Source organism: candidate division WOR-3 bacterium, from assembly GCA_039801365.1.
Taxonomy (GTDB): Bacteria; Hydrothermota; Tepidihabitantia; order Tepidihabitantales; family Tepidihabitantaceae; genus JBDRUN01.
Genome location: JBDRUN010000011.1, coordinates 1 through 22,062, shown reverse-complemented (window position 1 = coordinate 22,062; position 22,062 = coordinate 1). Strand labels below are relative to the sequence as shown.

At 58.5% G+C, this 22,062-nt stretch carries 22 protein-coding genes; 12 read left to right on the top strand and 10 right to left on the bottom strand.

Annotation, left to right across the window (positions count from 1 at the left end):
- Positions 1-70 precede the first annotated feature (70 nt).
- The 4 genes from ABIL25_02975 to ABIL25_02960 form a co-directional block, all read right to left on the bottom strand.
- The gene (locus ABIL25_02975) at positions 71-1,204 is read right to left on the bottom strand and encodes a helix-turn-helix transcriptional regulator (protein MEO0081242.1); all 1,134 of its coding nucleotides are present in this window, start codon (positions 1,202-1,204) and stop codon (positions 71-73) included.
- 392 nt (positions 1,205-1,596) lie between these two features.
- On the bottom strand, positions 1,597-2,820 hold the full coding sequence (locus ABIL25_02970) for an MFS transporter (protein ID MEO0081241.1): 1,224 nt from the start codon (positions 2,818-2,820) through the stop codon (positions 1,597-1,599).
- 7 nt (positions 2,821-2,827) lie between these two features.
- Positions 2,828-4,984: a hypothetical protein gene (locus tag ABIL25_02965; GenBank protein ID MEO0081240.1), complete on the bottom strand. Its 2,157-nt coding sequence runs from the start codon at positions 4,982-4,984 to the stop codon at positions 2,828-2,830.
- Positions 4,984-5,661: a helix-turn-helix transcriptional regulator gene (locus ABIL25_02960; GenBank protein MEO0081239.1), complete on the bottom strand. Its 678-nt coding sequence runs from the start codon at positions 5,659-5,661 to the stop codon at positions 4,984-4,986. Before ABIL25_02960 ends, ABIL25_02965 begins: the two co-directional genes overlap by 1 nt.
- 184 nt (positions 5,662-5,845) lie before the next feature.
- On the opposite strand from ABIL25_02960, the gene ABIL25_02955 reads away from it, so the two are divergent.
- Positions 5,846-6,031 carry a hypothetical protein gene (locus ABIL25_02955; protein ID MEO0081238.1) on the top strand — a complete coding sequence of 62 codons (186 nt, stop codon included), beginning with the start codon at positions 5,846-5,848 and terminating at the stop codon, positions 6,029-6,031.
- Between the two features lie 3 nt (positions 6,032-6,034).
- Positions 6,035-6,205: a hypothetical protein gene (locus ABIL25_02950; GenBank protein ID MEO0081237.1), complete on the top strand. Its 171-nt coding sequence runs from the start codon at positions 6,035-6,037 to the stop codon at positions 6,203-6,205.
- A 387-nt stretch (positions 6,206-6,592) separates the two neighbouring features.
- On the opposite strand, the gene ABIL25_02945 is transcribed toward ABIL25_02950, so the two are convergent.
- Both ABIL25_02945 and ABIL25_02940 read right to left on the bottom strand, forming a co-directional pair.
- Positions 6,593-8,131, bottom strand: a complete 1,539-nt coding sequence (locus tag ABIL25_02945) for a hypothetical protein (protein ID MEO0081236.1) — start codon at positions 8,129-8,131, stop codon at positions 6,593-6,595.
- 2 nt (positions 8,132-8,133) lie between these two features.
- A complete protein-coding gene (locus ABIL25_02940) occupies positions 8,134-9,681 on the bottom strand; it encodes an NAD(P)H-hydrate dehydratase (GenBank protein ID MEO0081235.1) in 1,548 nt (515 codons plus the stop codon).
- 261 nt (positions 9,682-9,942) lie between these two features.
- On the opposite strand from ABIL25_02940, the gene ABIL25_02935 reads away from it, so the two are divergent.
- From ABIL25_02935 to ffh, 10 genes are all read left to right on the top strand, one after another.
- Positions 9,943-10,533: a DivIVA domain-containing protein gene (locus tag ABIL25_02935; protein ID MEO0081234.1), complete on the top strand. Its 591-nt coding sequence runs from the start codon at positions 9,943-9,945 to the stop codon at positions 10,531-10,533.
- Complete coding sequence (locus tag ABIL25_02930) at positions 10,530-11,345, top strand: purine-nucleoside phosphorylase (GenBank protein MEO0081233.1); 816 nt, start codon at positions 10,530-10,532, stop codon at positions 11,343-11,345. The genes ABIL25_02935 and ABIL25_02930 overlap by 4 nt, the downstream gene beginning before the upstream one ends.
- Positions 11,346-11,351: 6 nt before the next feature.
- Positions 11,352-12,092: an outer membrane protein assembly factor BamD gene (gene bamD / locus ABIL25_02925; protein MEO0081232.1), complete on the top strand. Its 741-nt coding sequence runs from the start codon at positions 11,352-11,354 to the stop codon at positions 12,090-12,092.
- 3 nt (positions 12,093-12,095) lie between these two features.
- Positions 12,096-12,803, top strand: coding sequence for a nicotinate-nicotinamide nucleotide adenylyltransferase (locus tag ABIL25_02920; GenBank protein ID MEO0081231.1), 708 nt, complete (start codon positions 12,096-12,098; stop codon positions 12,801-12,803).
- A 10-nt stretch (positions 12,804-12,813) separates the two neighbouring features.
- Positions 12,814-13,140 (top strand): preprotein translocase subunit YajC, encoded by a 327-nt coding sequence (gene yajC / locus ABIL25_02915; protein MEO0081230.1) that lies wholly within the window; start codon positions 12,814-12,816, stop codon positions 13,138-13,140.
- A gap of 83 nt (positions 13,141-13,223) precedes the next feature.
- Entirely contained in the window at positions 13,224-13,778 is a 555-nt protein-coding gene (gene def / locus ABIL25_02910) for a peptide deformylase (protein MEO0081229.1), read from the top strand.
- 57 nt (positions 13,779-13,835) lie between these two features.
- Positions 13,836-14,783 (top strand): methionyl-tRNA formyltransferase, encoded by a 948-nt coding sequence (gene fmt, locus ABIL25_02905; GenBank protein MEO0081228.1) that lies wholly within the window; start codon positions 13,836-13,838, stop codon positions 14,781-14,783.
- A gap of 186 nt (positions 14,784-14,969) precedes the next feature.
- Positions 14,970-15,587 (top strand): PASTA domain-containing protein, encoded by a 618-nt coding sequence (locus ABIL25_02900; GenBank protein MEO0081227.1) that lies wholly within the window; start codon positions 14,970-14,972, stop codon positions 15,585-15,587.
- Positions 15,584-16,231: a ribulose-phosphate 3-epimerase gene (gene rpe, locus ABIL25_02895; protein MEO0081226.1), complete on the top strand. Its 648-nt coding sequence runs from the start codon at positions 15,584-15,586 to the stop codon at positions 16,229-16,231. The genes ABIL25_02900 and rpe overlap by 4 nt, the downstream gene beginning before the upstream one ends.
- Before the next feature lie 36 nt (positions 16,232-16,267).
- Positions 16,268-17,557 (top strand): signal recognition particle protein, encoded by a 1,290-nt coding sequence (ffh, locus tag ABIL25_02890; GenBank protein MEO0081225.1) that lies wholly within the window; start codon positions 16,268-16,270, stop codon positions 17,555-17,557.
- Positions 17,558-17,667: 110 nt separating this feature from the next.
- Here the strand turns inward: ffh and era are convergent, their stop codons facing one another.
- From era to ABIL25_02870, 4 genes are all read right to left on the bottom strand, one after another.
- Positions 17,668-18,636 carry a GTPase Era gene (gene era, locus ABIL25_02885; GenBank protein MEO0081224.1) on the bottom strand — a complete coding sequence of 323 codons (969 nt, stop codon included), beginning with the start codon at positions 18,634-18,636 and terminating at the stop codon, positions 17,668-17,670.
- A gap of 36 nt (positions 18,637-18,672) precedes the next feature.
- Complete coding sequence (locus ABIL25_02880; protein ID MEO0081223.1) at positions 18,673-19,608, bottom strand: acetyl-CoA carboxylase carboxyltransferase subunit alpha; 936 nt, start codon at positions 19,606-19,608, stop codon at positions 18,673-18,675.
- Positions 19,609-19,622: 14 nt separating this feature from the next.
- Positions 19,623-20,519: a PorV/PorQ family protein gene (locus ABIL25_02875; protein MEO0081222.1), complete on the bottom strand. Its 897-nt coding sequence runs from the start codon at positions 20,517-20,519 to the stop codon at positions 19,623-19,625.
- A 238-nt stretch (positions 20,520-20,757) separates the two neighbouring features.
- Positions 20,758-21,879, bottom strand: a complete 1,122-nt coding sequence (locus ABIL25_02870) for a hypothetical protein (protein MEO0081221.1) — start codon at positions 21,877-21,879, stop codon at positions 20,758-20,760.
- Positions 21,880-22,062: the final 183 nt, after the last annotated feature.

Below are 22,062 nucleotides of genomic sequence, written 5' to 3'. Positions count from 1 at the left end.
GTTTGGGCATTCAACCAGTGTGAACGGCAACGTCCGCTTGTAGAACCCCGCGTCAGATGAAATTGGGACTTCACGGCTGACGCGAACGGTCAGGTGGGAAGTCGGGAAGCAGCGGGTCGAGCCGGTCGAAGACGAAGCGGGCAAGTTCGCGCAGACGGTTCGGGCCAGTCCCTTTGGCCGCGTAGTACTCAACGCATTCGTCAGTCCGGCGGCGGCGTTCTTCGGTGCCAGGCCCGGCGGCAAGGCCGATGGTGACAAGCGCGACAATCGTGCCGAGTATACGCTTGGCTTCATGCTCGGAAAGCCCTGATTCCTGCACGTACGCCCGCTGGATTTCGGCAATGGCCTTGTTCCTAGCCGATTCGAACCGCATCTGTTTCTGCCGGTGGTCCTCAAGACACAGTTGTGCATCGTTTTTCACTCGCCTGCCCCGGGTTCGGTGCGCAAGGTGTTCTGTTTCTTCGATCGGTGGGAGCCAGTCCAGAGCACCGGTCTGTTCCATTGATTGAAATAAAGTTGAGACTGCCTTGAGGATTTGCTGCCGGCTGGGCTCGGACAAGGCCTTGCTTGTCTCAGTGTGCTGAATCTCGGTAAGCAGCTTCTCGCGGACAGTTCTGTCCTTGCCGCGCGTGTCGGTTAGCGCCTTGAACACCCGGCGGCCGAAGTCCGCGAGCCAGAACCGCTCGGCACTGCCGGGCGGCACGCCCATCCGGTTGAGCTCGAAGTGGACGCAGTCCTCGACCCGCTGGCGTCTGAGCCAGGACGCCGCCATGCGGCGCACCCGGTCGAGCCGCTTTTCTTTCGGCTCGGGCTTTTCCCGGCCGTGTCTGGTCTTCGTGTCATAGCGCAGCACTTTGCCCCGGGTCTTCGGCGGGAGGGTCTCGGCCATCTTATGGACTGCCCGGGTGCCCTGGGTCTCGGGCACGGTCGGCCTTGCTGCGTACTGGTCCAGGATGTCGGCAATCGAGGAGAAGTTCGCCCGGCACGCACGCAGATAGTCGGCAATGACCCGGAGCGACACGTCCGGCACGTGGCCTAGCTCAATCCGGCTGATGAGCGCGTGCCCGCCATTGCCCTGCCTGCCCATCAAGGTCGCAAGCTCGGCCTGTTTCAACCCGGCTCCAAGCCGTAGCGCGCGTAACCTCGCGCCAATCTCCTTCTGTCGGTCGAAGCTGTCAGGAGTTGCCGTGGGTTGCTTGCGCACATCCAATGATACTATTCAGTCACACGAGCCGCAAGCCCGGAAATCACCCTAAGTCTTTGGCAGTCAATCCGCTGCGCGGAATCATGCCTCAAACCCTCCCCGGCTCCCCCGGTGGCTCCGACAGCTACAGCGCGAGACGCCTCACGCGGTACGGCCAGAGCTGGGATTTGGGTTGCGACGCAAGATGCAGCTTCGGCCGCGACACTGGGCAGGAAACATGGTGCTACGACCGACACGGCAAGACCCGCGGCTCAAGGCAAGGTTCGTGGTATGTGCGTCGGAGCAGGCGCGGATGGAGTCCGGGGCACGACCAGAGAAGGAACGCCTGGTGCTTCGGCGGACGCGACTAGAACTGGAACGCCGGATGCGGCTCAACCTGCGGCGAGTGAAGCCTACAGGCGGCGAATCTGTGGCCGGAGCAGCGAAACGGCGACAAGACTGGCAAGAACGACGCATCCGCCGACAAGGGTCGAGGCAGGTGCGCCGAATTTCTGGGCGACTGCTCCACCGACAAGACTTCCCAAGGGAAACATGCCGTTGAAAGACAGAGTGAATACGCTCATCACCCGGCCGCGCACGTTGTCCGGGGCCAGAGTCTGAATCAGCGTGTTGGACAGGGAAGCAACAGTTGTCTGGCAGAACCCGATGAGCACGAGCACCACGGTTGCCAGGTGCATGTCACGGATGAAGGAGAAGCCGAAAATCAGTAGCGCCAGGGCCAGTGTACCATAGGTGAGAATCCAGCCCTTGTGTCGGGTGCGGCTGATAGTTGCGATTGTCAAGCCGCCGACCACCGCGCCAATGCCGACCGAGGACATCAGGATGCCATAGCCCTTGGGCCCGGACAAGAACACGTCTCGGGCGAACACCGGCATCAGGGGAAGGTAGATAATGCCAAACGAGCTGAACACCGCAACCATGATAATCAGAACCCGGATGTCGGGATGATGAGCGACAAAACCTAGACCCTGACGGATGCGCTGCCACATTGTTTCACTGTTTGGGGACCGGGCCGGCGACTCGAGGCGGACGAACAAGAGCGGGATTATGACCGCAAGGAAGCTGGCGGAGTTGATGCCGAAGCAGGCACCGGCGCCGACCGTGGTCAGGAGCACGCCGGCAATCGAAGGGCCGATGATGCGCGCGGTGTTGAACATCGTCGAGTTGAGTGCGACCGCGTTAAGGACGTCCTTGCCGTTTACGAGTTCGGGTATCATTGACTGGACAATGGGTGCGTTCATTGTTACCACAAACCCGGACAAGCAGGAGATTACGAGCAGATGGTAAATGGTGATGACACGGGTCCAAGTTAGAACCGCAAGTAGCAGGGCAAACAGTGCCAGGACTGACTGGGTGACGATCATCAGGTTGCGCTTGTTGAAGTGATCGGCCAGGGCGCCGCCGGGCAGGGACATGAACCAGGCCGGTAGCCAGGTCAGTGTTGAGTTCAGGCCGACGAAGAAGGCGGAGTTTGAAAGCTGGAGCACAAGCCAGCCGGTGGCGATGCTTTGTATCCAGGTGCCGATGAGCGAGACGAGATTGCCAAACCAGTAGAGCCGGTAGTTGCGGTGCGCAAGGGCGGCAAAGGTACGGGGAAGAGAAAGCCTCGAGGCCATACAGTACCTATGTGCCGGAACCCAGCTTCAGGCCCAGCATCCAACGGAAAGCAAATTCATGGCCGGCTTCACGAGACCAGCGCCAGAATGGGAAGTCAGCGTAGAGCGGACCGAGTTTCAAGCGAACCCCGGCGTCGAGCACAGGAGCCGGAAAAGATGATGCAGCGTGCAGGGAGTCGGTAACGTTGCCCAGGTCGAAGAAGGGAGCAAGGAATGGCAGCGGTTCAAGATAGACGTTCACGCCGTAGGCAAACCGGCCATGACGGTACTCGCCGGCAAATCCCCGACAGTTTGCGTCCGAATCGTAGTGCCAGTGTTCCTGAGCCGATGATTTTCCCTTCAGTCCCCAGCTTACTGGTTCGGACGAACTGGGTTGAAGTCCGCCGGAAAGATAGAACTGGTCCTGAGCCGGGATACTGCCCGGAATTGCGCCACAGAACAGCCGCAGTCGGATGCGGAATCGGCCGGTCAGGTTGACGGCGCAGTTCTGCTCGATGCTGGCCTTCCAGTACCGGTAGGCTGTGTCGCTGCCGAACACGGGCAGGCCGCGGCCAAAGTAGAGGTACTGACCGCCGGACAGGATGCCCGACTCCCAGGAGTGAAGAACCCTGATTCTGACCTCGCCGGTGCGGGCCGGTTCCCACGCGCGGAAGTCGCGGCCGGTCGTATCGTAGAGGTCGAAGTAACGATAGCCGAAGTCAACGAGGCCGTTCGGCTTGCCGAAGACCCGGCCCAGTTCTTGGAGCAGGCTGAGGCGGACGCCAGCGGCCATGAGCGAGTAATCGCCGAGAAAACTTGCGCGCAGCCGGTCCGAGATGAAGCTGAGCGGAGTGATGTAGCTTGCGCTGGTGTGCCAGTCGTCAATCTTGGTACTGTAGGTTTCGCTCAGGGTCCACATATGCCGGCCGCGCAAAGGGCCGGCAACTACGAACTCGCGCCCCTGCGTCCAAGCCCCAAGTTGGAATCCGTGATAGGTGTCGTACCACGCATAGGGACCGTAGAAGATTTGGTAGGCATCAAAGCTCGGCAGGGCGAACAGCGGCTTGACTTCGACCTTGCGGGGCCAGTAGTTGTTCCAGCGGTTTGGCTCGAGCAGTTTACAGTCCGGATCGAGGACGACCTGACGCAGGCTTCCGGAGACTGGAAGCCGCACTGGCTGACCTGGTACGAGCGAGTCAATCTGGTGGCGTACTGCGGTTCCGTCTTTGTACCGGACCTCGATTTCGAGTGGCATTGAAATCATGCCATGCTGGCGCAGGCTGATTTCGACCTCGTCGTTCCGGGTTCTGACCTTGGCGACCGCGTAATCGCACGTGCCAGGAGCGCGCTGCCAGCGTTCGACCATCCAGAAGACGTTCCTGCGACTGGCCAGGGACAGCGTGCGGATGAAATCGTCGAGGCCGATCCCGGCAGTGCCGTTCTTCTCGCGGTAGGAGCGCAACGCTTGGTCAAAAGTATCCGGGCCAAACTGCCGTCTGAGCATGCTTACAACCAGCCCGGCCTGAGCCAGGTACATCTCCTTGTCAAGGGGTGAGGTCGGAGCCGGACCTGTGTCGAGCCGCACAAGCAGCCGGTTAGAAGCGGCGATATGATAGAGCACGCGCTGGACATACTCTTCACCCAGTCCGGAAAGCAGAGACAGGCTAAATGGAAGGTCAAGCAGGTTCGTCGGCCCATACTTTGATGCGAGATAGCGGGATGCAGCGTGGGCTGCAAGCCCGACAGCGAACCAGGTACCACTGTCCTCGGCTGCCGGGTAGAACCACTGCCGAGCGAGAAGCCGGGTAAGTTCACGCTCCTGGACACGGACGTAAGGTAACGGGCGTCGGTTGAGAAAAACAAGACCCGGTGCGGAACTGTCCTTGACTGGAGTTCCAGACACGTCAACAATCCAGATGTCCGGCAAGGCACAAGGCCCGTACCAGCGCGTAAAGCTGTCAGTAACTGCTTTTGCTTGATATGCAAGCTCGAGCCAGTCAAGATAGTGCTGGCGCCGGGCGAGAAGGCGCAGGTGGATGGCAGGGCCTGCCAGCTCGATGAGCACACGACCAGCCGCAAGTTCGGGTCCGGGCTTTGCCGTGTCCAAACCGGTATCTTCGACTGACAGAGACACGGCCACCAAGCCGAGCAATAGCCCCAGCACAAACAACGGACTAGAGCGCATCAGTGCCCGGAACCTCCGGGCTGGCTCATGGACTCAAGACAAATGTCCCTGATGGCCAGAAGTATCTTCTCGTCCAACCCGGCTTCGCGAGCTGAACGGACCAACTTACCCAGTTGCTGGTCCAGGAGCCCAGGTTTCAGCCCTGAGTAGGAATCTATGGTCAAACAGCAGGAGCGTAGAAATGCAAAATAGTGGCGCTGCTGATTGGACACCACGCCGCGTTTGTGCAGGACTTCCGCGATCTGTTGTTCGACCCGCTCAAACCTGGCCCAGAACGCCTGAGCGCGCTCTTGGCGTTTGGTCAGGAGCTCAGTCCTGATTCGCAGACGCTGCGGTCGAGTGTCGCGCGGCCGGGCCGGCGGTGGTTCAGGATGAACTTCTGCGTGCTTGGCCGGCTGCTGTATCGGCTGCTTTTGGGTCGCAGATGCGGGCAATAGGTCGGCAATTTCCTGCCAGCCGGCCCCACATGCCTCAAGGTAGGCGGCAATGGTGCGAAGGGTTGGATTCGGTACCTGGCCTTTTTCGAGGCGGAATATGTACTTGTAGCCGTGTGTTGGCGCAAAGCCCATCTTGGCCGCAAGCCTCATCTGGGACAGACCGGCCTTCTCACGCAACTGTCTTAGCTTCGCACCAAGCGCAGGCAGTCCAGTAAGCTTATCGTGACGCTTTCTGCCCATAGCTCAACATCTACTTGGAGATAGATAACAGACAGAGGTCTTGGTGTCAAGAAACGCACGCTAGCCCTAGTGCCGATATAGAACTACAACAAAGAAGGCTGCACCTCTTGTATTTCCTGTCAGCCTTTTGCGTCTAACAGGTATGAACAACTTTCACCCATTGGGTGGAGAGAGGAGCAGCCTTATGGACAACCATAGTATCGGTCAGGAATTCCTTCCTTTCAAGCTCGGCGTGTCTGAAGAAACCATCACCAGCCTGAGCGGCCTGGCCGTGTTCCAGGCGGCCGCACTGACCACCGGTGTCGTCGCGTGCGTCCGCAACTGGCTGCCAGCTCCTGGTTCCAACCGCGGTATCCAGCCGGAAGAGTAGGTCATGCCGGTCGTGCTGATGCTCTGTGGTGGTGGCCGGACACTGGAAGACATCCGCAAGATTCAACAGGATGTGGGGCTGCGCCGACCTAGACCGCTGCCTGACTGCCGGCAGATTCCCCGAGTCTTTACTGGCGTCATGCCGAATTTCCACCCAGGTCATTTCTGGTACTGAACCAGTCTGCCGGAGGCTAACGCAAAGTCACGCCAAAGCAGCGCAAGCATTCCATCGCATCACAACCGCTGTGCCGAACGCCTTCGACCGCAGACTTCAGCTTCTACATCGGGATTTGGGCAACCGCAGATGCGACCTGCCCCGTGCTCTGGCTGCTGGCCCATCTGCCGTGATTCCTCCTTTCTATCTTGACCTAGCTGGGCTTCAGTCGAGCGAAAAACTGGCGAACCCGACGAGAGGCGACGGGAACGGAACCAACACAAGAAGAAGAGAAGTGCTACTCTGTCATGTTTGTTTGTCCCTGTGGTTCTATCCCGGTCGCAGACTTGAGTCTCAGGACGCAACCGACAGTTCTGCTATCATGCACTGAAATCTGCGGCCTGTGAATCAGCGCAACGCAAGACGATAGTCAAACCGGGAGATAGTACCTGGGGTAGCTATCCAGAGGTAACGTTCGTCAGCGTACATTGCAGTAATATCATTGTGTGGCAGGCCAGAGCTGCGGTCAATGGTCAGATAGGTTCTATCTCGCATTCCAGGCGCATCGGCCATATCCGAGAGAGTCAGTGCGGTGATGCCCGAACCATTGTCGTAAAACACCGTGTTCGCGTACGCCGCAAGACCACGCACTGGCCTGGACAGGTCAAAGCCAGGCGGAATGACCTGCTGCCAAATCTCGGTCTCGCAGGGTCCCGAGTCCGGGACAAACCCGGAGACACGGTCCGTAGCAGAATCGCAATAGGCTTTGGGCGGCAAAGCTAACGAGTCCCGGCGCGCCGCACAGACCCGTTCTATAACAACCAGCCCGCCGAGCGTTCCAATCCACAGCCAACGTTCGGTCTGGACCATTGAGTATACGCCGAACCCGGTACGGCCGAACGGGTCCAGAACCTCGTTCAAGCTGTCCTTGTACCAGACGTATAGCCCGGCATCGGTGCCAATCAGCAGAGAATCGCCGAGTTGGGCGAGACCGTTTACCGCCAGTCCCAAGTTCAGTACTCTTGTCAGTTTCCCCTTCGGTCCAATCGAGTAGAGTGCTCGGTGTGTTCCAACCCACGCAGTCCGCGATTCAGGAACAGGAAGGAAAGCAGTCAGTGATTCGCGGCGGGCAAGATCAAGCAGACTAGCGAAGAGCAAAGTGGTCCTGAATGCCGGTAGGTCGCCAAGCCGAGTACGAAAATAGCTCCACTTACCATGCTGGTCAAGTGAAACAGTCCAGTCGCGTCCCTGGAACCACAGTCGATCGTCAACGAATACGACACGACTGATTGGGTCCTGGGTTGGCCCCATGCGAATATGTCGCTCTGATAAACCCAGGTTGGTCGAGTAAACCATGAGGCCGTAGTCTTTAGCGGCGACATAAAGACGTCGTGCCTTCGGGTCCCGATAGACGAGGGTCATACGATGATTGTTTAGCTGGTTATCGGTGAAATAGTAAGGGACAAGAAACACATAGTCCTCTGGTTTCGATGTATCGCGACTACCGTACCAGACGATGTTCGTCGGAAGGCTTTCCGTCTTCTCGTAACGGTCCAGCAACCGTTCCTTGCGGAAGAAGCCTTGCTCGGTATCGAAGTACGCGGCGTCCACACTGATGCCGATCGAGTTCACGTGTTTGAACGGTGGAAAGAGCTCAAAAACCTCATCCGGGGTGTCGAGGTACTGGTATAGTTTATCGCCGGCCAGAATGAAGAGGTCACCGCGCACTGGATTGAACGCACAGAGCCGTACGCTGCCTTTAACGCCGTCGGCAGCGGTAAGGGTACGGATTAACCGGTAGTCGGAGCGGTCGAGGATGTAAACGCCCGAAGGTACAGCAATGTACAAGCGGTCTGACCCTGCACTCACACTTCGAATCTCGTCCATTGCCGGAAAGTGCAGCCAAAGGTCCGGATTGTAAAGACCTACGAGCAGAACAAACACCATAGTCATTGCCGGGCCAAGACCGCGCGAAAGGCACGGGGCAGCCAGCTGATAAGGTCGGTGGCATCGAGACAGTACTCGGTGAGTTCGGACACAGCGAGGTCCGCAGCAAATCCGTGCAAGAATGCGGCTGCGACGGAGGCATCGGCTGGTCTTACACCTTGAGCAAGCAATCCGGCAAGGAGCCCGGTCAAGACATCGCCAGTTCCACCTGTGCCAAGGCCGGAGTTGCCGGTGGAATTGACATACACCATGCCGTCCGGGGTAGCCGTCACCGTCGGCGCGCCCTTGAGCACCAAAACGACGTTCCATTCCTTGGCCAGCTTGCGGGACAGGCTGATACGCTGGGCGTTTATCCGACCGGCCTCAAGCCCGGTGAGTCGGCCCAGTTCGCCCGGATGGGGCGTAAGCACAGCCGGTGCCTTGAGCCTTGCGAGGATGCCTAGCTGCCCTGCAAGAACATTGATAGCATCGGCATCGATGACCAAAGGACAGGTGACATCGCGTAGGACACGCAATACCGCATCGCGCGTCGCGGCACTGGTTGTCAGGCCCGGGCCGATGGCGAGAGCCTGGACTTCCTCCGCCAGCCTGACAATGCTGGAGCTGGCTTCTGCCGCAAGCGTTCCGCGCCTAGTTTCGGGCAAAGGTACCTTTACCGCTTCGACTACCTGGGACCCGACCACGTCCGAGATGGAACGAGGATACGCAAGTCTGACCAATCCGCAACCCGAGCGTACCGCTGCCCGACCGGCCAGACAGGCCGCACCAGAGAAACCGCGGCTCCCGCACACTAGCAGCACCGTACCGAAAGTACCCTTGTGTCCGTCCTTCGCTCGGCACGGCATGACCGAACGCACGTATTCCCGGTCAACAAGAAAAGTGTCACCGCCCCGGGCAAGGACCTCGGCCGGAATGCCTATATCAGCGACCCTGAGCTTGCCAGTACAGGCTGCGGCGGGAAAAAGCACGAGTCCATACTTGGGCAGGCCCATCGTGACCGTCAAGCTGGCCCGGACCGTTGGCTCGTGGACCTCGCCAGTCTCGGCATCTATACCCGAAGGGACGTCAATACTCACAACGTACTTGCCGGCACGGTTGATCGCCGTTATTGCGTCCGCGAACAAGCCCTGGGCTGGTCTGGAAAGCCCGGTGCCAAAGATAGCGTCGATAATGACATCAGACTGTTCAAGAAATGGAAGTCGCTGGTCAGCAGCGCTGACCTCCAGGATTCTCGCGCCCAAGTCAAGCAGTCTGCGTGCGTTGACCAGGGCATCACCTCTGAGACCTGGTACTGAACCGAGCAAAACACAGACCGGCCTGGCCCCGCGGTCGGCAAGATATCGGCAGGCAACAAAGCCATCCCCCCCGTTGTTTCCGGGACCGCATACGACAGCTACCTGCTTTCCCCGTAAGCTGCCAAGCTCTGCTTCCAGCCAATCGACAACCCCGCGGCCCGCATTCTCCATCAGCTTTACACCCGGGATTCCAAGTTCCTCAACGGCATACCGGTCCAGTTCCTTCATCTGTCGCGCGGTGACAAGCCGGTACATTGACGACAAAATGATTATAGGAGCAAGGTACGAGCAGTCAATCGCAAGCCGCTGACCTGACGTCCGATGTCGAGAATCAGCAACTTTGCATCTGAAACACATTACGAGCCTTGTCCGGTCCCACCTAACGCCGACCAGGGTGACTCGGGTTTCGTATGCCGGACTTCAGCTCCACGGTCCAAACACTGTGCGTGACGTACCGATACGTTGCGACCCCAGCCGTTTCCTTGACAGTTTGGGAACGCGGTATAGAATGCCCCGATGCCGATAACACCGATGGACATCAAGAACAAGACGTTCGCCACGCAGCTACGAGGGCTTTCACCAAAGGAAGTCAGGAGTTTTCTGGAGCTCGTGGCGCGCGAAGTAGAAGAACTGCGTCGGGAGCGCGCCATGTTGGCCGAAAGAGTGGATGAATTGTCAGCGCGACTTGATACCTACGAGCGCACTGAGTCTCTGCTCAAGGATACCTTGGTCACCGCCCAGCGCGCGCACAACGAACTGCGACAGTCAGCCGAAGAACACAGTCGTGTCATACTCGCCGAGGCCGAGCATCAAGCAAAAGCCATCATCCTCAGGGCAGAGCAGCAAGCCGAACAGCTCCGCACGAAACTGCAGCAGCTTGAGGCCAGACAACTAAGTCTCCTCGACCAGATTCGCGGCCTGGCTCATGCGTGCCTGCAGATGGCCGACACGTGGGAATCGGGCATCTGCAGTGATAGATCCGAAACTGACCGTGGCGTCACAGGTCCGGGGCCAGTAGCCAACGCACCACAGCCAACGGAAGGCAAGAACTTGCAACACGAGTCCTCTGATTCCCGGCGAGAAGCGCCGCGCCGTAGACCAGGATGACAAGAAAACATGTCCTTGAGAGCGTCAGCGCAATTCGCGCAAGAACCGAACACCGGCCAGAAATCGGCATCGTTCTTGGAACCGGGCTCACCGAACTTGCCGACTTAGTTCGCGACAAGGTAGCGGTAGCGTATGAGGACATCCCCCACTTCGCCCGGCCGACGGTTGAAAGCCACCCTGGCCGCCTTGTGCTCGGAACCCTGGGTGAGAAACGGGTGGCCGTGATGCAAGGCAGGATCCATTTCTACGAGGGGTATGACCTGGCCCAGGTCACGCATCCGATCCGGGTGATGAAGGAACTCGGGGTCAGGACTGTCGTGCTCTCCAACGCCTGCGGTGGACTGAATCCAAATCTGCGCACCGGTGACATTGTCGTCATTACCGACCACATTAATCTGTCTGGCCACAGCCCACTGCGGGGACCGAATGATGATGAGTTGGGGCCTCGCTTTCCTGACATGGCCGCATGTTACGACCCCATGCTTGTCGAACTCGCCCGCAAGACCGCGTTGGACATAGGCATCCAGCTTGCGCAGGGTGTGTATGCTTGGGTGACTGGACCAAACCTCGAGACTGCGGCAGAGTGCCGGTTCCTGCGGCTCATCGGCGCAGACCTGGTCGGCATGTCAACCGTACCCGAAGTGATCGTAGCTCGGCACGGAGGGATGAAGTGTCTTGGTTTCTCAGTCGTAACCGACATGGCCGTGGCCGAAACACTCAAACCGGTAAGTCTGCCTGACGTGCTGGCCGCGGCCCGGGCCGCAGAACCTAAACTCACGAAACTCCTCGTCGAAATCCTGAAACGGATGTAGCACTTCGTGAAACGGCTATCCCAGTTCGTTCTTGTAGTCCTTCTTGTGGCCGGCTGTCCGAAACGGTCGCAGCTTGCCCCGCCACCCGACCCGGGAACCGGGCTTCGACTAGCTCTGGTAGCGTTGGATTCAGGGAAGTTCCGCGAGGCCGAAGAACGACTCACGTTCCTCATCTTCAACTTTCCTGGGTCTCGGGAGGCGGCTGATGCCCAGTACTACCTGGGCGAGACCTACTTTCGCAAACACCGGTATGAGCAGGCGCAGACTGAATTCGACTTTTACCTCAAGAGTTTCCCCAACGGCCGGTTCCAAGAGGAGGCTACCTACAGACTCGGACTTTCCTACTTCCTATCTGCACCTTCTACGCCTCGTGACCAGACCTTGACTTTCAAAGCCAAGGAAGTTCTCGAAGAGTTTCTCGCACTCTACCCTGACTCCGGCCTGCGGTCCCAGGTAGAAGCCGCACTCAGCGACATCATGCGTCGCCTAGCCAGCCGCGACTTCGACATTGCGCTGCTGTACTTCCGGTCTGGGGAATTCCGGTCTGCACTCACTTACTACGAATACATCCTCACCGGGCTGCCAATTGAGAAATGGACCGGCCCCGACCGGCTGCGCTTCGCCATCTGTTGCCGCGAAACAGGTCAGTCGGAGCGGGCACGGGCCGAGTTCGAAGCACTCCAAGCAGGTGACTTCCCAAAGGAGATCAGACAGGCAGCACGCGCTGAACTTAGACGATTCAACTAGACTATGCCTAGTTACAATCCCAGGACCGGTGTCTTCGGCGGCAGTTTCAACCCGGTTCATCCCGGACACGTGCTTGTTGCTGATGATGTTCGAACCCAGCTCGGACTTGACCGGGTGTTGTTCATCCCCTCGCCCCGGCCACCCCACAAGCCAGAGGATGCAGGCTCGGAATCCGTGCCAACCCCGAGAAGTGCGACTGAGTCCAGTCCAACTCCAAGACGGGAAATCAGAAGCGCAGCTCCTGGTTTGCGACGGAGAGCGACGGAACGACTCGCACCGTTCCGTGACCGCCTTGCCATGCTGCGCTTGGCCCTGCGCGGCTGGCCCGGACTTGAGGTTTCTGATATCGAAGCCCAACGGCCCGGCCCCTCATACACTATTGACACACTTCGGGCGCTCGCTGGAACACCAGGTATCGGTTCGCTCTATCTCGTTCTCGGCTTTGACCAGTACCAAGAAATAGCCCATTGGCATGAGCCAACTGCGCTGGCACGACTTGCCCGACTCGTCGTAGTCAGCCGTCCCGGGGCCAGGAAACCGAGGTTGTTCCCTGGCCACAGTCCTTTTCGAGTTCGGTTTCTTTCCTGTATCGGAGTGGACATTTCCGCGGCCGCGATACGGTCGCGGCTTGCGAGTGGCCAATCGGTCCGCTATCTCCTATCTACGGCCGTGTACAACTACATTACAAGACACCGACTCTATTTTAGCTAAGGAGGCATGCATGTTTTCTGTCGCTCTTGCCCAGGAACCAGCCGCCAAACCATCACCGACCGGTGGTGGTGTGAACTCTCTGCTTGGATTCCTACCCATCGTTCTTATATTCGTCGTGCTGTACTTCCTGATGATTCTGCCTCAGCAGCGCCGGCAGAAAAAACACCAGGAGATGCTTTCGGCACTAAAACGCGGGGACCGGGTAGTGACCTCTTGTGGCATTCACGGCATCATCACCAACGTCAAAGACGCGACCTTCACGGTCAAGATCGCTGAGAATACGGAAATCGAATTGGACAAAGGCTCGATTTCCTACAAACTCGGCGCTCAGCAATAGACGATGGAATCGATCACCGGTGGCGCCAGCATTCAGAAAGGTTAGCGTTTGCCCAGTCCGCTGACCCCAGTCCACTAGATACCATGGACCAAGAAACCGCCAGTTCGCGGCGTGTCGTCTGTTACGGCAACCCGGTGCTGCGCACCAAGGGTGGTTTGGTCACCGAACTCACCGATGACGTCCGCCAGCTTATGGCTATACTCAAGGCTACGGTGGTCAAGGAAGACGGTATCGGACTTGCTGCTAATCAGATTGGCGAACCAGTCCAAGTGTTTGCGGTCAACCCTGCTGGAGCTGATGTTGATGCTAGACCCTATTGCGTGATCAACCCCACTGTCATTGCAACCGAGGGCGCAGTTGAACGCGAGGAAGGCTGCCTGTCAATACCCGGTGTTTACGACGTGGTGTCTAGGCCAGAACTTGTCCGCGTCAGATGCCTAGACGAGAATGGCCGTCCGGTCGAGCTTGAGGCAACCGGCCTTATGGCCAGGACCTTCCTCCACGAAATAGACCATCTAAACGGCATCCTGTTCGTTGACCTGCTGGGTAAAACCAGACGCCGGCTCTTGGCTGACCGACTGAAACAGCTAGAGCTCCAGGAAGCAATGGCCAGCACTTCAGAGAAGAGTCACAGGTGACAACCAGGGGCGACGTTCCTCGGCTTCCATCAGCGGTTTTCCATCCATAGGGCCCCGTTGCGGATAGTCTTCTTCGGCACTTCCGAATTCGGTGTTCCCCTTCTCAAGCTGCTTATCGCGGGTCCGCATGAACTGGCAGCGGTGGTGACTCAACCAAACCGCCCAAGAGGGAGAGGACGCAGGCTGGAACCCGGGCCGATCTGGAGTGCGGCCGAGGCCGCGGGGTTACGGCTGCTCGCACCACCCGACCCAAATAACACACGGTTTGTTGCTGAACTGTCCCAACTCAGACCAGATCTAGGGGTCCTTACCGCGTATGGCCGCATTCTTGGCCCGGCCCTGCTCAAACTGCCTGCCCGAGGCTTCATTAACCTTCACCCTTCGCTGCTACCGGCCTATCGCGGAGCCGCACCGATCCAACGCGCACTCATGGCTGGCTGCACCACCACCGGTGTGACTGTCATCCGCATGACAGAAGAAGTCGACGCCGGCGATATCCTGAATCAAGAACCGGTCACGGTCGGCCCTGATGAGACCGCAGGCGAACTCAGCCTGCGGCTGGCCAATGTCGGCGCGCGGCTCGTTACCAAGACTATTGGCGAACTTCTGGAAGGAACCGCCCAGGCCCGGCCGCAGACACAGTGCTGCGCCACCCATGCGCCTAAAGTGACCGACTCAGAGCGGTACCTCCAATGGAAAAGGCCGGCTTCAGAGCTTCACAATCTGGTGCGAGCCCTCTCGCCCAAGCCATGTGCTTGCACCTTCTTTCGCTCCCGGCGAGTGCTGGTGCTACGTTCTGGACTCGCACAAGGGACAACGACAGCGCAACCCGGAACCATTCTCCTTGATCGTCCAGGACTTGAAGTTGCCACCGGTTTCGGTATTCTGTCCTTGCTTGAGGTACGACCTGAGGCCGGCAAGACACAGGCTGGCGCGAGTTTCCGCAACGGGTTGCGCCCGGTACCAGGCGAACGTTTCGAAAGCCGGGACGTAGAGTGCAAATGAATCCTGATGGCCTTGGCACGCACTAGACAGACCACGCACTGAACAATGAGCAGTCGGAGAAAGCGGCGCCGATGGCCTACTCTACTTCTCTGGCTTCTTGTAGGCGTTCCAGTTACTGCTGTCGGTCTCCTCCTTCTTGTCAACTATGTCGTGATGCCAATTGTCACCAGATATCATCAGGAGGCCATGGTCCCGAACGTAGTCGGTATGGACAGGGCGGCCGCAATCCAGACAATCACACAATCTGGCTTCCGGCTCGGCGAAGTCCGAACCGTGTCAGATCCCGCAGTACCCACAGACCGGGTCGTTGCCCAGTACCCGCCTGGAGGCCGGTTTTCCAAGCCCGGCCGAGCAATCCAACTTGATGTAAGTCGTGGGCCAGATCGAGTAACGGTCCCGGATGTTGTTGGTATGAGTCTTGACCAAGCGCAGGCGGAACTCAGTACAGCCGGGCTGTTAGTCGGCGAAGTCGAATCCCTGCGTACGCCGAGCCTGCCATTGGGGCGGGTAGTCGCCATACGGCCTTCAGCCGGGACCGAAGCAGAACGTCTTACCCCGGTCGTCATCGCGGTGTCCGCACCAGTCGGCAGTTTTCCGATGCCAAACCTGCTCGGTGTAAACCTTGAGACTGCGTCCGGCATCCTTGCCTCACAAGGACTCATACTTGGTGAGGTCCGACATGCACCGAGCGGGGAACCAGCTGGCATTGTCCTTGTTCAGTACCCGGAAGAAGGTATGCCGGTCCGCGACGGCGACACCGCTCGGCTCATCGTCGCAGCACCAGCCCAAGATTCGACACCGTGAAACTTTCGGTATCAATACTCGACAGCAACCTGCTGGAATTAGGCAGTGAGCTAAATGCCGTTGTCCGAGCCGGAGCTGATGCGATTCACCTTGACGTGATGGACGGCCATTTCGTACCCAATCTGAGTTTTGGCGTTCCGCTTGCTGCTGCTGTCCGTCAGGCGGTGCGCATCCCGGTCCACACTCACCTAATGGTACGTGAACCTGGAAGAATGATTCCGTGGTTTCTTGCGTATTCGGATATGGTCGGCTTTCACATCGAGACCTCAGCACACGTCAGTGAGGACCTTGCTCTAATTCACCAGGCAGGCAAGAAAGCAAGTATCTCACTGAATCCCGACACTCCGCTCGAAGCACTCAGACCATTTCTCAACCAAGTCGAGGACATTCTCGTAATGAGCGTATTCCCTGGTCGGGGCGGCCAGGAATTTATCCCGACCGCCCTCGACCGCGTCCGGACCCTCAGGTCGCTTCTCAGCGCCACCGGATCCCAGGCCCTCATCTCGGTTGATGGCGGGGTGAATCCCTCAAACTGTCGGCAGGTGGCAAAAGCCGGCGCAGACTGGCTCATCGCAGGCAGTGCAATCTTCCGTTCAGACGACTACGAAACCGTGGTGCAGTCGTTGAAGTGCTACTCACCCTAGCACGGGGATCATCGATTTCTTGATTCCACCTCTGCCATGTTCGAAGTTCTAAGCGACCGCTTCACCAAGCTCCAGCGCAGACTCCTAGGCTACGGTCGCCTCAGCTCCAAGGAAATCACGGATGCGCTGCGCGAAGTCCGCACCGTGCTACTTGAAGCCGACGTGAACTATCGGGTCGTCGGCGCCTTCATCCGCTCGGTAGAAACCGCTCTAAGGGAGAGGAACATCGAAAGGGTACTAAAACCCGGCGAAGTCATCAATTACACCCTCCACACCGAGCTCACACGACTACTCGGCAGTCGACCCACGAGACTTGATCTTTCCGCTTCGCCTTCGGTAATCTGCTTAGTCGGTCTGCAAGGCACGGGTAAGACTACCCTGGCTGGAAAGCTCGCCCGTCGGTTCGCAAGTCACCGCCCGCTGCTCGTCGCCTGCGACCCTAAACGCCCGGCAGCTGCCGAACAGCTACGACTCGTATCAGAACAAGCGGGATGCGATTTTCTCCCGGTCAATAATGACGTGATCGCGACCTGCCTGGCCGGCCTCGACCAGGCAAAAAGCCGGGGCAACAACCTGGTCATATTCGACACCGCGGGCAGACTTCACATCGACGACGAACTGATGACCGAACTTTCCGCCATACAGGATCGGGCAAGACCGCACGTTACCCTGCTTGTACTTGATGGCATGACCGGCCAGGATGCGGTCAATCAAGCCGAGGCCTTCCATCAGAGATTGCGTTTGACCGGCTGTTGCATCACCAAACTTGACGGCGATACGCGCGGGGGGGCAGTTGTCTCAGTCCGCCACACAACAGGACTGCCGGTGCTCTTCATCGGTACGGGCGAGAAACTCACCGACCTTGAAGAATTCCACCCTGACCGCATCGCCTCCCGCATTCTGGGGCTCGGCGACATCAAGACTCTGGTCGAGAAAATGCAGACCACGAGTTCACCGCCGGATCAGGCCAAGACTGCAGAAAAATTTCTCAAAGGCAAATTCGACTTGGACGATTTTCTCAATCAGCTTCGTAACATGAGGAAAATGGGTAGCATGTCAAAGCTGATTGCAATGATCCCCGGTGCCGGCAGCCTGAACGTGGACGAGAGCGAACTCGTGAAAGTCGAGGCAATGATTCAGTCCATGACTCCGGCCGAACGCCAGAATCCGGACATAATAGACGGCTCGCGCCGACGTCGCATTGCCGAAGGCAGCGGCACCACGGTCGCTGAAGTAAACCGCCTGCTCAAAGAATTCGAGGCTTCCCGTCTCCTCGCCCGCCGGCTTTCATCCGGCCGCATGCCGGGGCTGCGCCACCGAAGATAGCCTGGCCAGTTTTCTTCGACATCAGACATCGAGCAGCGCCGTTTCGCACTCCAGCAGTCTTTGTCACAAAGTTGGTTTCGCGCGCACGAATTCTGTACCGCGCCGAAGGCTCAACGCGGGTAAATGTTCCGCCGGATGAAGGTCTCATTCCGGCGCCAAGCCTCGGCGACCTTGACCCACAGCTCGAGGTATACCGCCCGGCCTAGGAACTGCTCAATTCTGCGCCGAGCGGACGAACCAACCTGCCTGAGTGCCGCACCGTCTCGGCCGATAACAATCGCCTTCTGAGTGTCGCGCTCGACATAGATCGTCGCCCTGATGTAATCCTTACGACCCGGCCGCTCTGTGAACTCGTCCACAACTACGGTCGTAGCGTACGGCACCTCCGCCCCATACCGATTGAAAATGGACTCGCGTATGAACTCAGCGACGAAGAACCGTTCTGGTCGCTCCGAGACCATATCCGGCGGATAGAAAGGTTCCCCTTCTGGTAGGGCTGCGACCAGTGCCTGCTTCAGTTCTTCTATCCCGTCACCTCTTAGTGCCGATACCATGAACACATTGCCAAGTCCACGCGCCTTGAGTCTGGCGGCCAACGCAAGCAGGCCAGCTTTGTCGGCCTTGTCTACCTTGTTAAACGCAACGACGACCGACGGCCTCGACCCCCGAAGCGCACCGGACTCATTCGCAGGTTCGGCAGAAGTCGTCAGGTCTCCGACAGCCGCAACCGGAACGAGCTGTGCGAGCTGTGGGTTGCGCCAGACCTCGTGTTCGAGTTCCGGGTTGGTGGCGTCCAGAAGCAGAAGCACAACGTCTGCATCCTCAAACGCCCGCTCGATTTCTTTCTCCATCAACTCCTGGAGTTTGTAGGCCGGCTTCAGAAGCCCAGGGGTATCAAGGAGCAGTAATTGGAATCCGTCCCCGTTGAGGATACCCAGAACCCGATGTCTTGTTGTCTGCGGTCTTGGAGCAACGATTGATACGTACTGCCCAACCAACCGGTTCAACAGCGTTGACTTGCCGACATTGGGCAGTCCGATTAGTGCAACGTAACCAGCCCTGAACTTTGTGCCGGTCACAGGTCCGATCGGTCCTGCCGGCTCATATCGGTTGCGTCACGCGTACACGCCAATCGCCGCAAGCCGCCCGATGCGACGCTTGACCAACCTGTCGGTCGGCTCCTGGCTCAGACTACGATAGGCCCGCATGACCGCCTTTTTCAGAAGTGCCGCGGCCTCGTCCCAGTCCTGGTGCGCACCGCCAAGAGGCTCGGGTATGACCTCGTCAATGATGCCAAGCTTCAGTATCTCGGCTGCAGTAATCCGCATAACTTCGGCCGCCTGCTCGGTCTTCGAGTTGTCGCGCCACAGAATAGACGCGCACCCCTCTGGTGTAATCACAGAATAGATTGCGTTCTCCTGCATCATCAGTCGGTCGCCGACTGATATCGCGAGTGCCCCGCCCGACCCGCCTTCACCTGTCACCACCACAATTATCGGTACCGGCAACACTGCCATCTCGCGCAGGTTCCTAGCGATTGCCTCAGCCTGTCCCCTTTCCTCTGCTCCGACTCCCGGATATGCACCCGGCGTGTCCACCAAGGCAAGAATCGGCAATCCGAACCTTGCTGCCAGCTTCATCATGCGCAGCGCCTTGCGATACCCCTCTGGATGCGGCATCGCAAAGTTACGGGCCAGCTTTTCCTTGGTATCTCGGCCCTTCTGGTGTCCAACAATGGCGAACCCGACGCCGTCAATTCGACCGAGCCCGACCACAATTGCCGGGTCGTCAGCAAAACCTCGGTCACCGTGCAATTCAAGGAAGTCGGTCACTATCCGATCAACATAATCAAGGGTGTAGGGACGTCGCGGATGCCGGGCTAGAAGCACACGTTGCCAGGGCGTAAGATCTGCGTAGATTTTCTCCTTGAGCTTGACTGCCTCTTCCCGGAGCCGTTTGACCTCGTCCTTGGCCCCGATTGCCGCCAGCTCGTCAATTCGTTCAGTCAACTCTGCTAACGGCTGTTCGAACTCAAGCCATTCCTGAGGCATAGACCTAACCCGCGCTAGCCGCTTAGACTCAGACCTATCCTGTGTGCTGCGCCGAGGTTATCATTCAGAGCGCTAAGCGAGTAGTCGAGCCGGAAAAGGCCATGCCGCAACCCGAGCCCACAACCCACCCGACCCAGCTCCTCGAGTCGCTCGTACCCAGCCCGCAGAGCAATCGCCTCGCGCCACACGAGCTCGACTCCGGAATGGACGTTCAGGTCCCGCGTGTACACGTGCAGCACGCCTTCGCCAGTCAGATTCAGCCCGAGATTCTCGCCAAGTCCAAACCTGTAGGTAACGCCCAGTCTGGCCCTTGTCGGCAGCCTGAACCGCTCGCGGTAGTACGAGAGATTCCAGCCAAAATCAACGAGCGAAGCCCCGAGTACGAGCTGGTCCCAAGGAGCGGCCCGAACTCCGAGATCAAATCCGAACCCTGACGCCGCCTGGTCCAGTACCTTGGAGTAGTAATACCGGGCCGCAATTCCGCCGTCTACCACGCCGCTCACCCGGCGCGAGAAATTGAGGTGCAGAGTGAACTCGCCCGGTACAAACAGGCCGAGCGGGTCCTCGGTCGGCACCTCGGTCCGGTACTCGAACTTGCCAGCCGTAAAGCTCGTCGCGCCGACGCCAAACACGCCAAGCCTGATGTCACGGGTAAGGTAGACCGACTGTTGGTGCAGGTCTGCAAACCACTTCGCATAGGAAACACACGCCGCGAACCCCGATACGGCCGCCGAAGCCGCAGGATTCCAGGCAATCGCCTGGGGGCCGAACGCAGACGCGACTCCGGCATTACCCATCCCTGCCTCGCGCACTCCCGGCATTATCTTGAGCGACGACATCCCGGCAAAAGCAGTTACGAACGTCCCAACGAGAGCAAGCATAACCAGGGCCACACAGAAACGCGAAAACACGCTGGCCGTCTTAGAGCGTCCGGTGAATCTTAGGTCATTGAACCTAAGGTATTGATTGGCCACCGGAAAATGACAGTTCGTCGTTGAACGACTGCTGAATGACCCGTTCCTTGTTCTCCTCAATAGAGCAAATAGGGTAGTGGAGAATTTTCTTCCGAGTCTCCTGGAATCGATACGTGGCAGACTCCTTACTGCATTAAGCAGGACAAGAGCCGGTCCTTTGGACAGCCCCATTCAGCTAGCTTTCTATTATTTCGACGTTCGCCCGAGGCAAAAGCACGTGCTTGCCATCTTCAAGCTCAACCTCAAGCACCCTTACCTTGGCCTCAGTCTCGATTGTCTCAAGCTCTACCGGCAGCTTGGCCACCTTGCCGATAGCGCCGAACCCGGGCTGGCGGATTATGCGTACCGGTGTTCCGAGCGCGAGTCCGCCTTCGGCTACGCTCTGTTTCACCGCTCCGGTGCCGGCCGGCTGCGGTACGATGACCTCGGGCCGAATTACGCCGGCGCGAATCTGAGTTGCACCATTCACCGATGCCATCTTCCCCTCAAGCGACCGGAGCAGCTCAAACGAACGCAGTGCCATCCGCATCCGACCAAAACCCTCGGTCACGACCAACGTCAACCCCTTTTTCTCCGACCCGGTGATTGCCACGCCGATGTCATATCCCAAGAAGTGGCGCAGGGTCGCATCTTCAACTCCACCGGCAACGACCGCCTTTACGCCGTTCCGTAGCGCACTTTCGATCGCTTCGTAGGTTATAAGCGAACCGCCGACGACAACTTTGCCGCGGCAGTTCTCCCCAATGTCTTCACCACCGAGCGGTCGGTCCGGCGAATCTACGACGACGTGAATTACACCGCGCACCTCGCCGCCCACGCCGAATATCCCCTGCACCAAGCTTGCCTCGGTCTCAATGACCACGCCCTCTCTTGGTATGACGTCAGTCACCAAACCCTCGATGTAGGCATCAACTTGAACCGGCTGCGGTGGCTCGCGCAGGATTACTTGGCCGGTTACCGATGACACACTTTCAACCACGCCCTTGACCGGTGAGCGGACGTCGGTCTTAAAGAGGCCAAACAGTCCCTTGGACCGGGCAATCACCTCATCCTTCTCGACTCTGTCTCCGGGTTTCTTGAGCATCAGAGCAGGTAGGTCTTCAGGTGGCACGCCCAAAAGTCCACCGGCATTTACCGTGGTGACATCGCCGGGCAACTCGGTCCGGGCAACAATGTCGTCGCCCCTAACCTGCTGCCCTTTCTCGACCAGGGTTTCGCCAGGAAGTGGAAGCCGGCGTTCCTTTCTTACTACTGTCCGGGACGTGACCTTCAAACCAGGGGTATACGCATGTGCCATATCTGCTAAGGATATTCTAACCATCGGACGGTGTCAAATATGCCTGCCAACTCAAAGGGCCGGCCAAGGCACATCGTGACCCCCTGCCTGACGCTTGCGCGTTTCATATGATACCCGTAGCGCCAGCAACTCGTCAAGGTCGAGCGCAGGCAACAGGAGAACACCCTGGTCTACCTGCGGCGC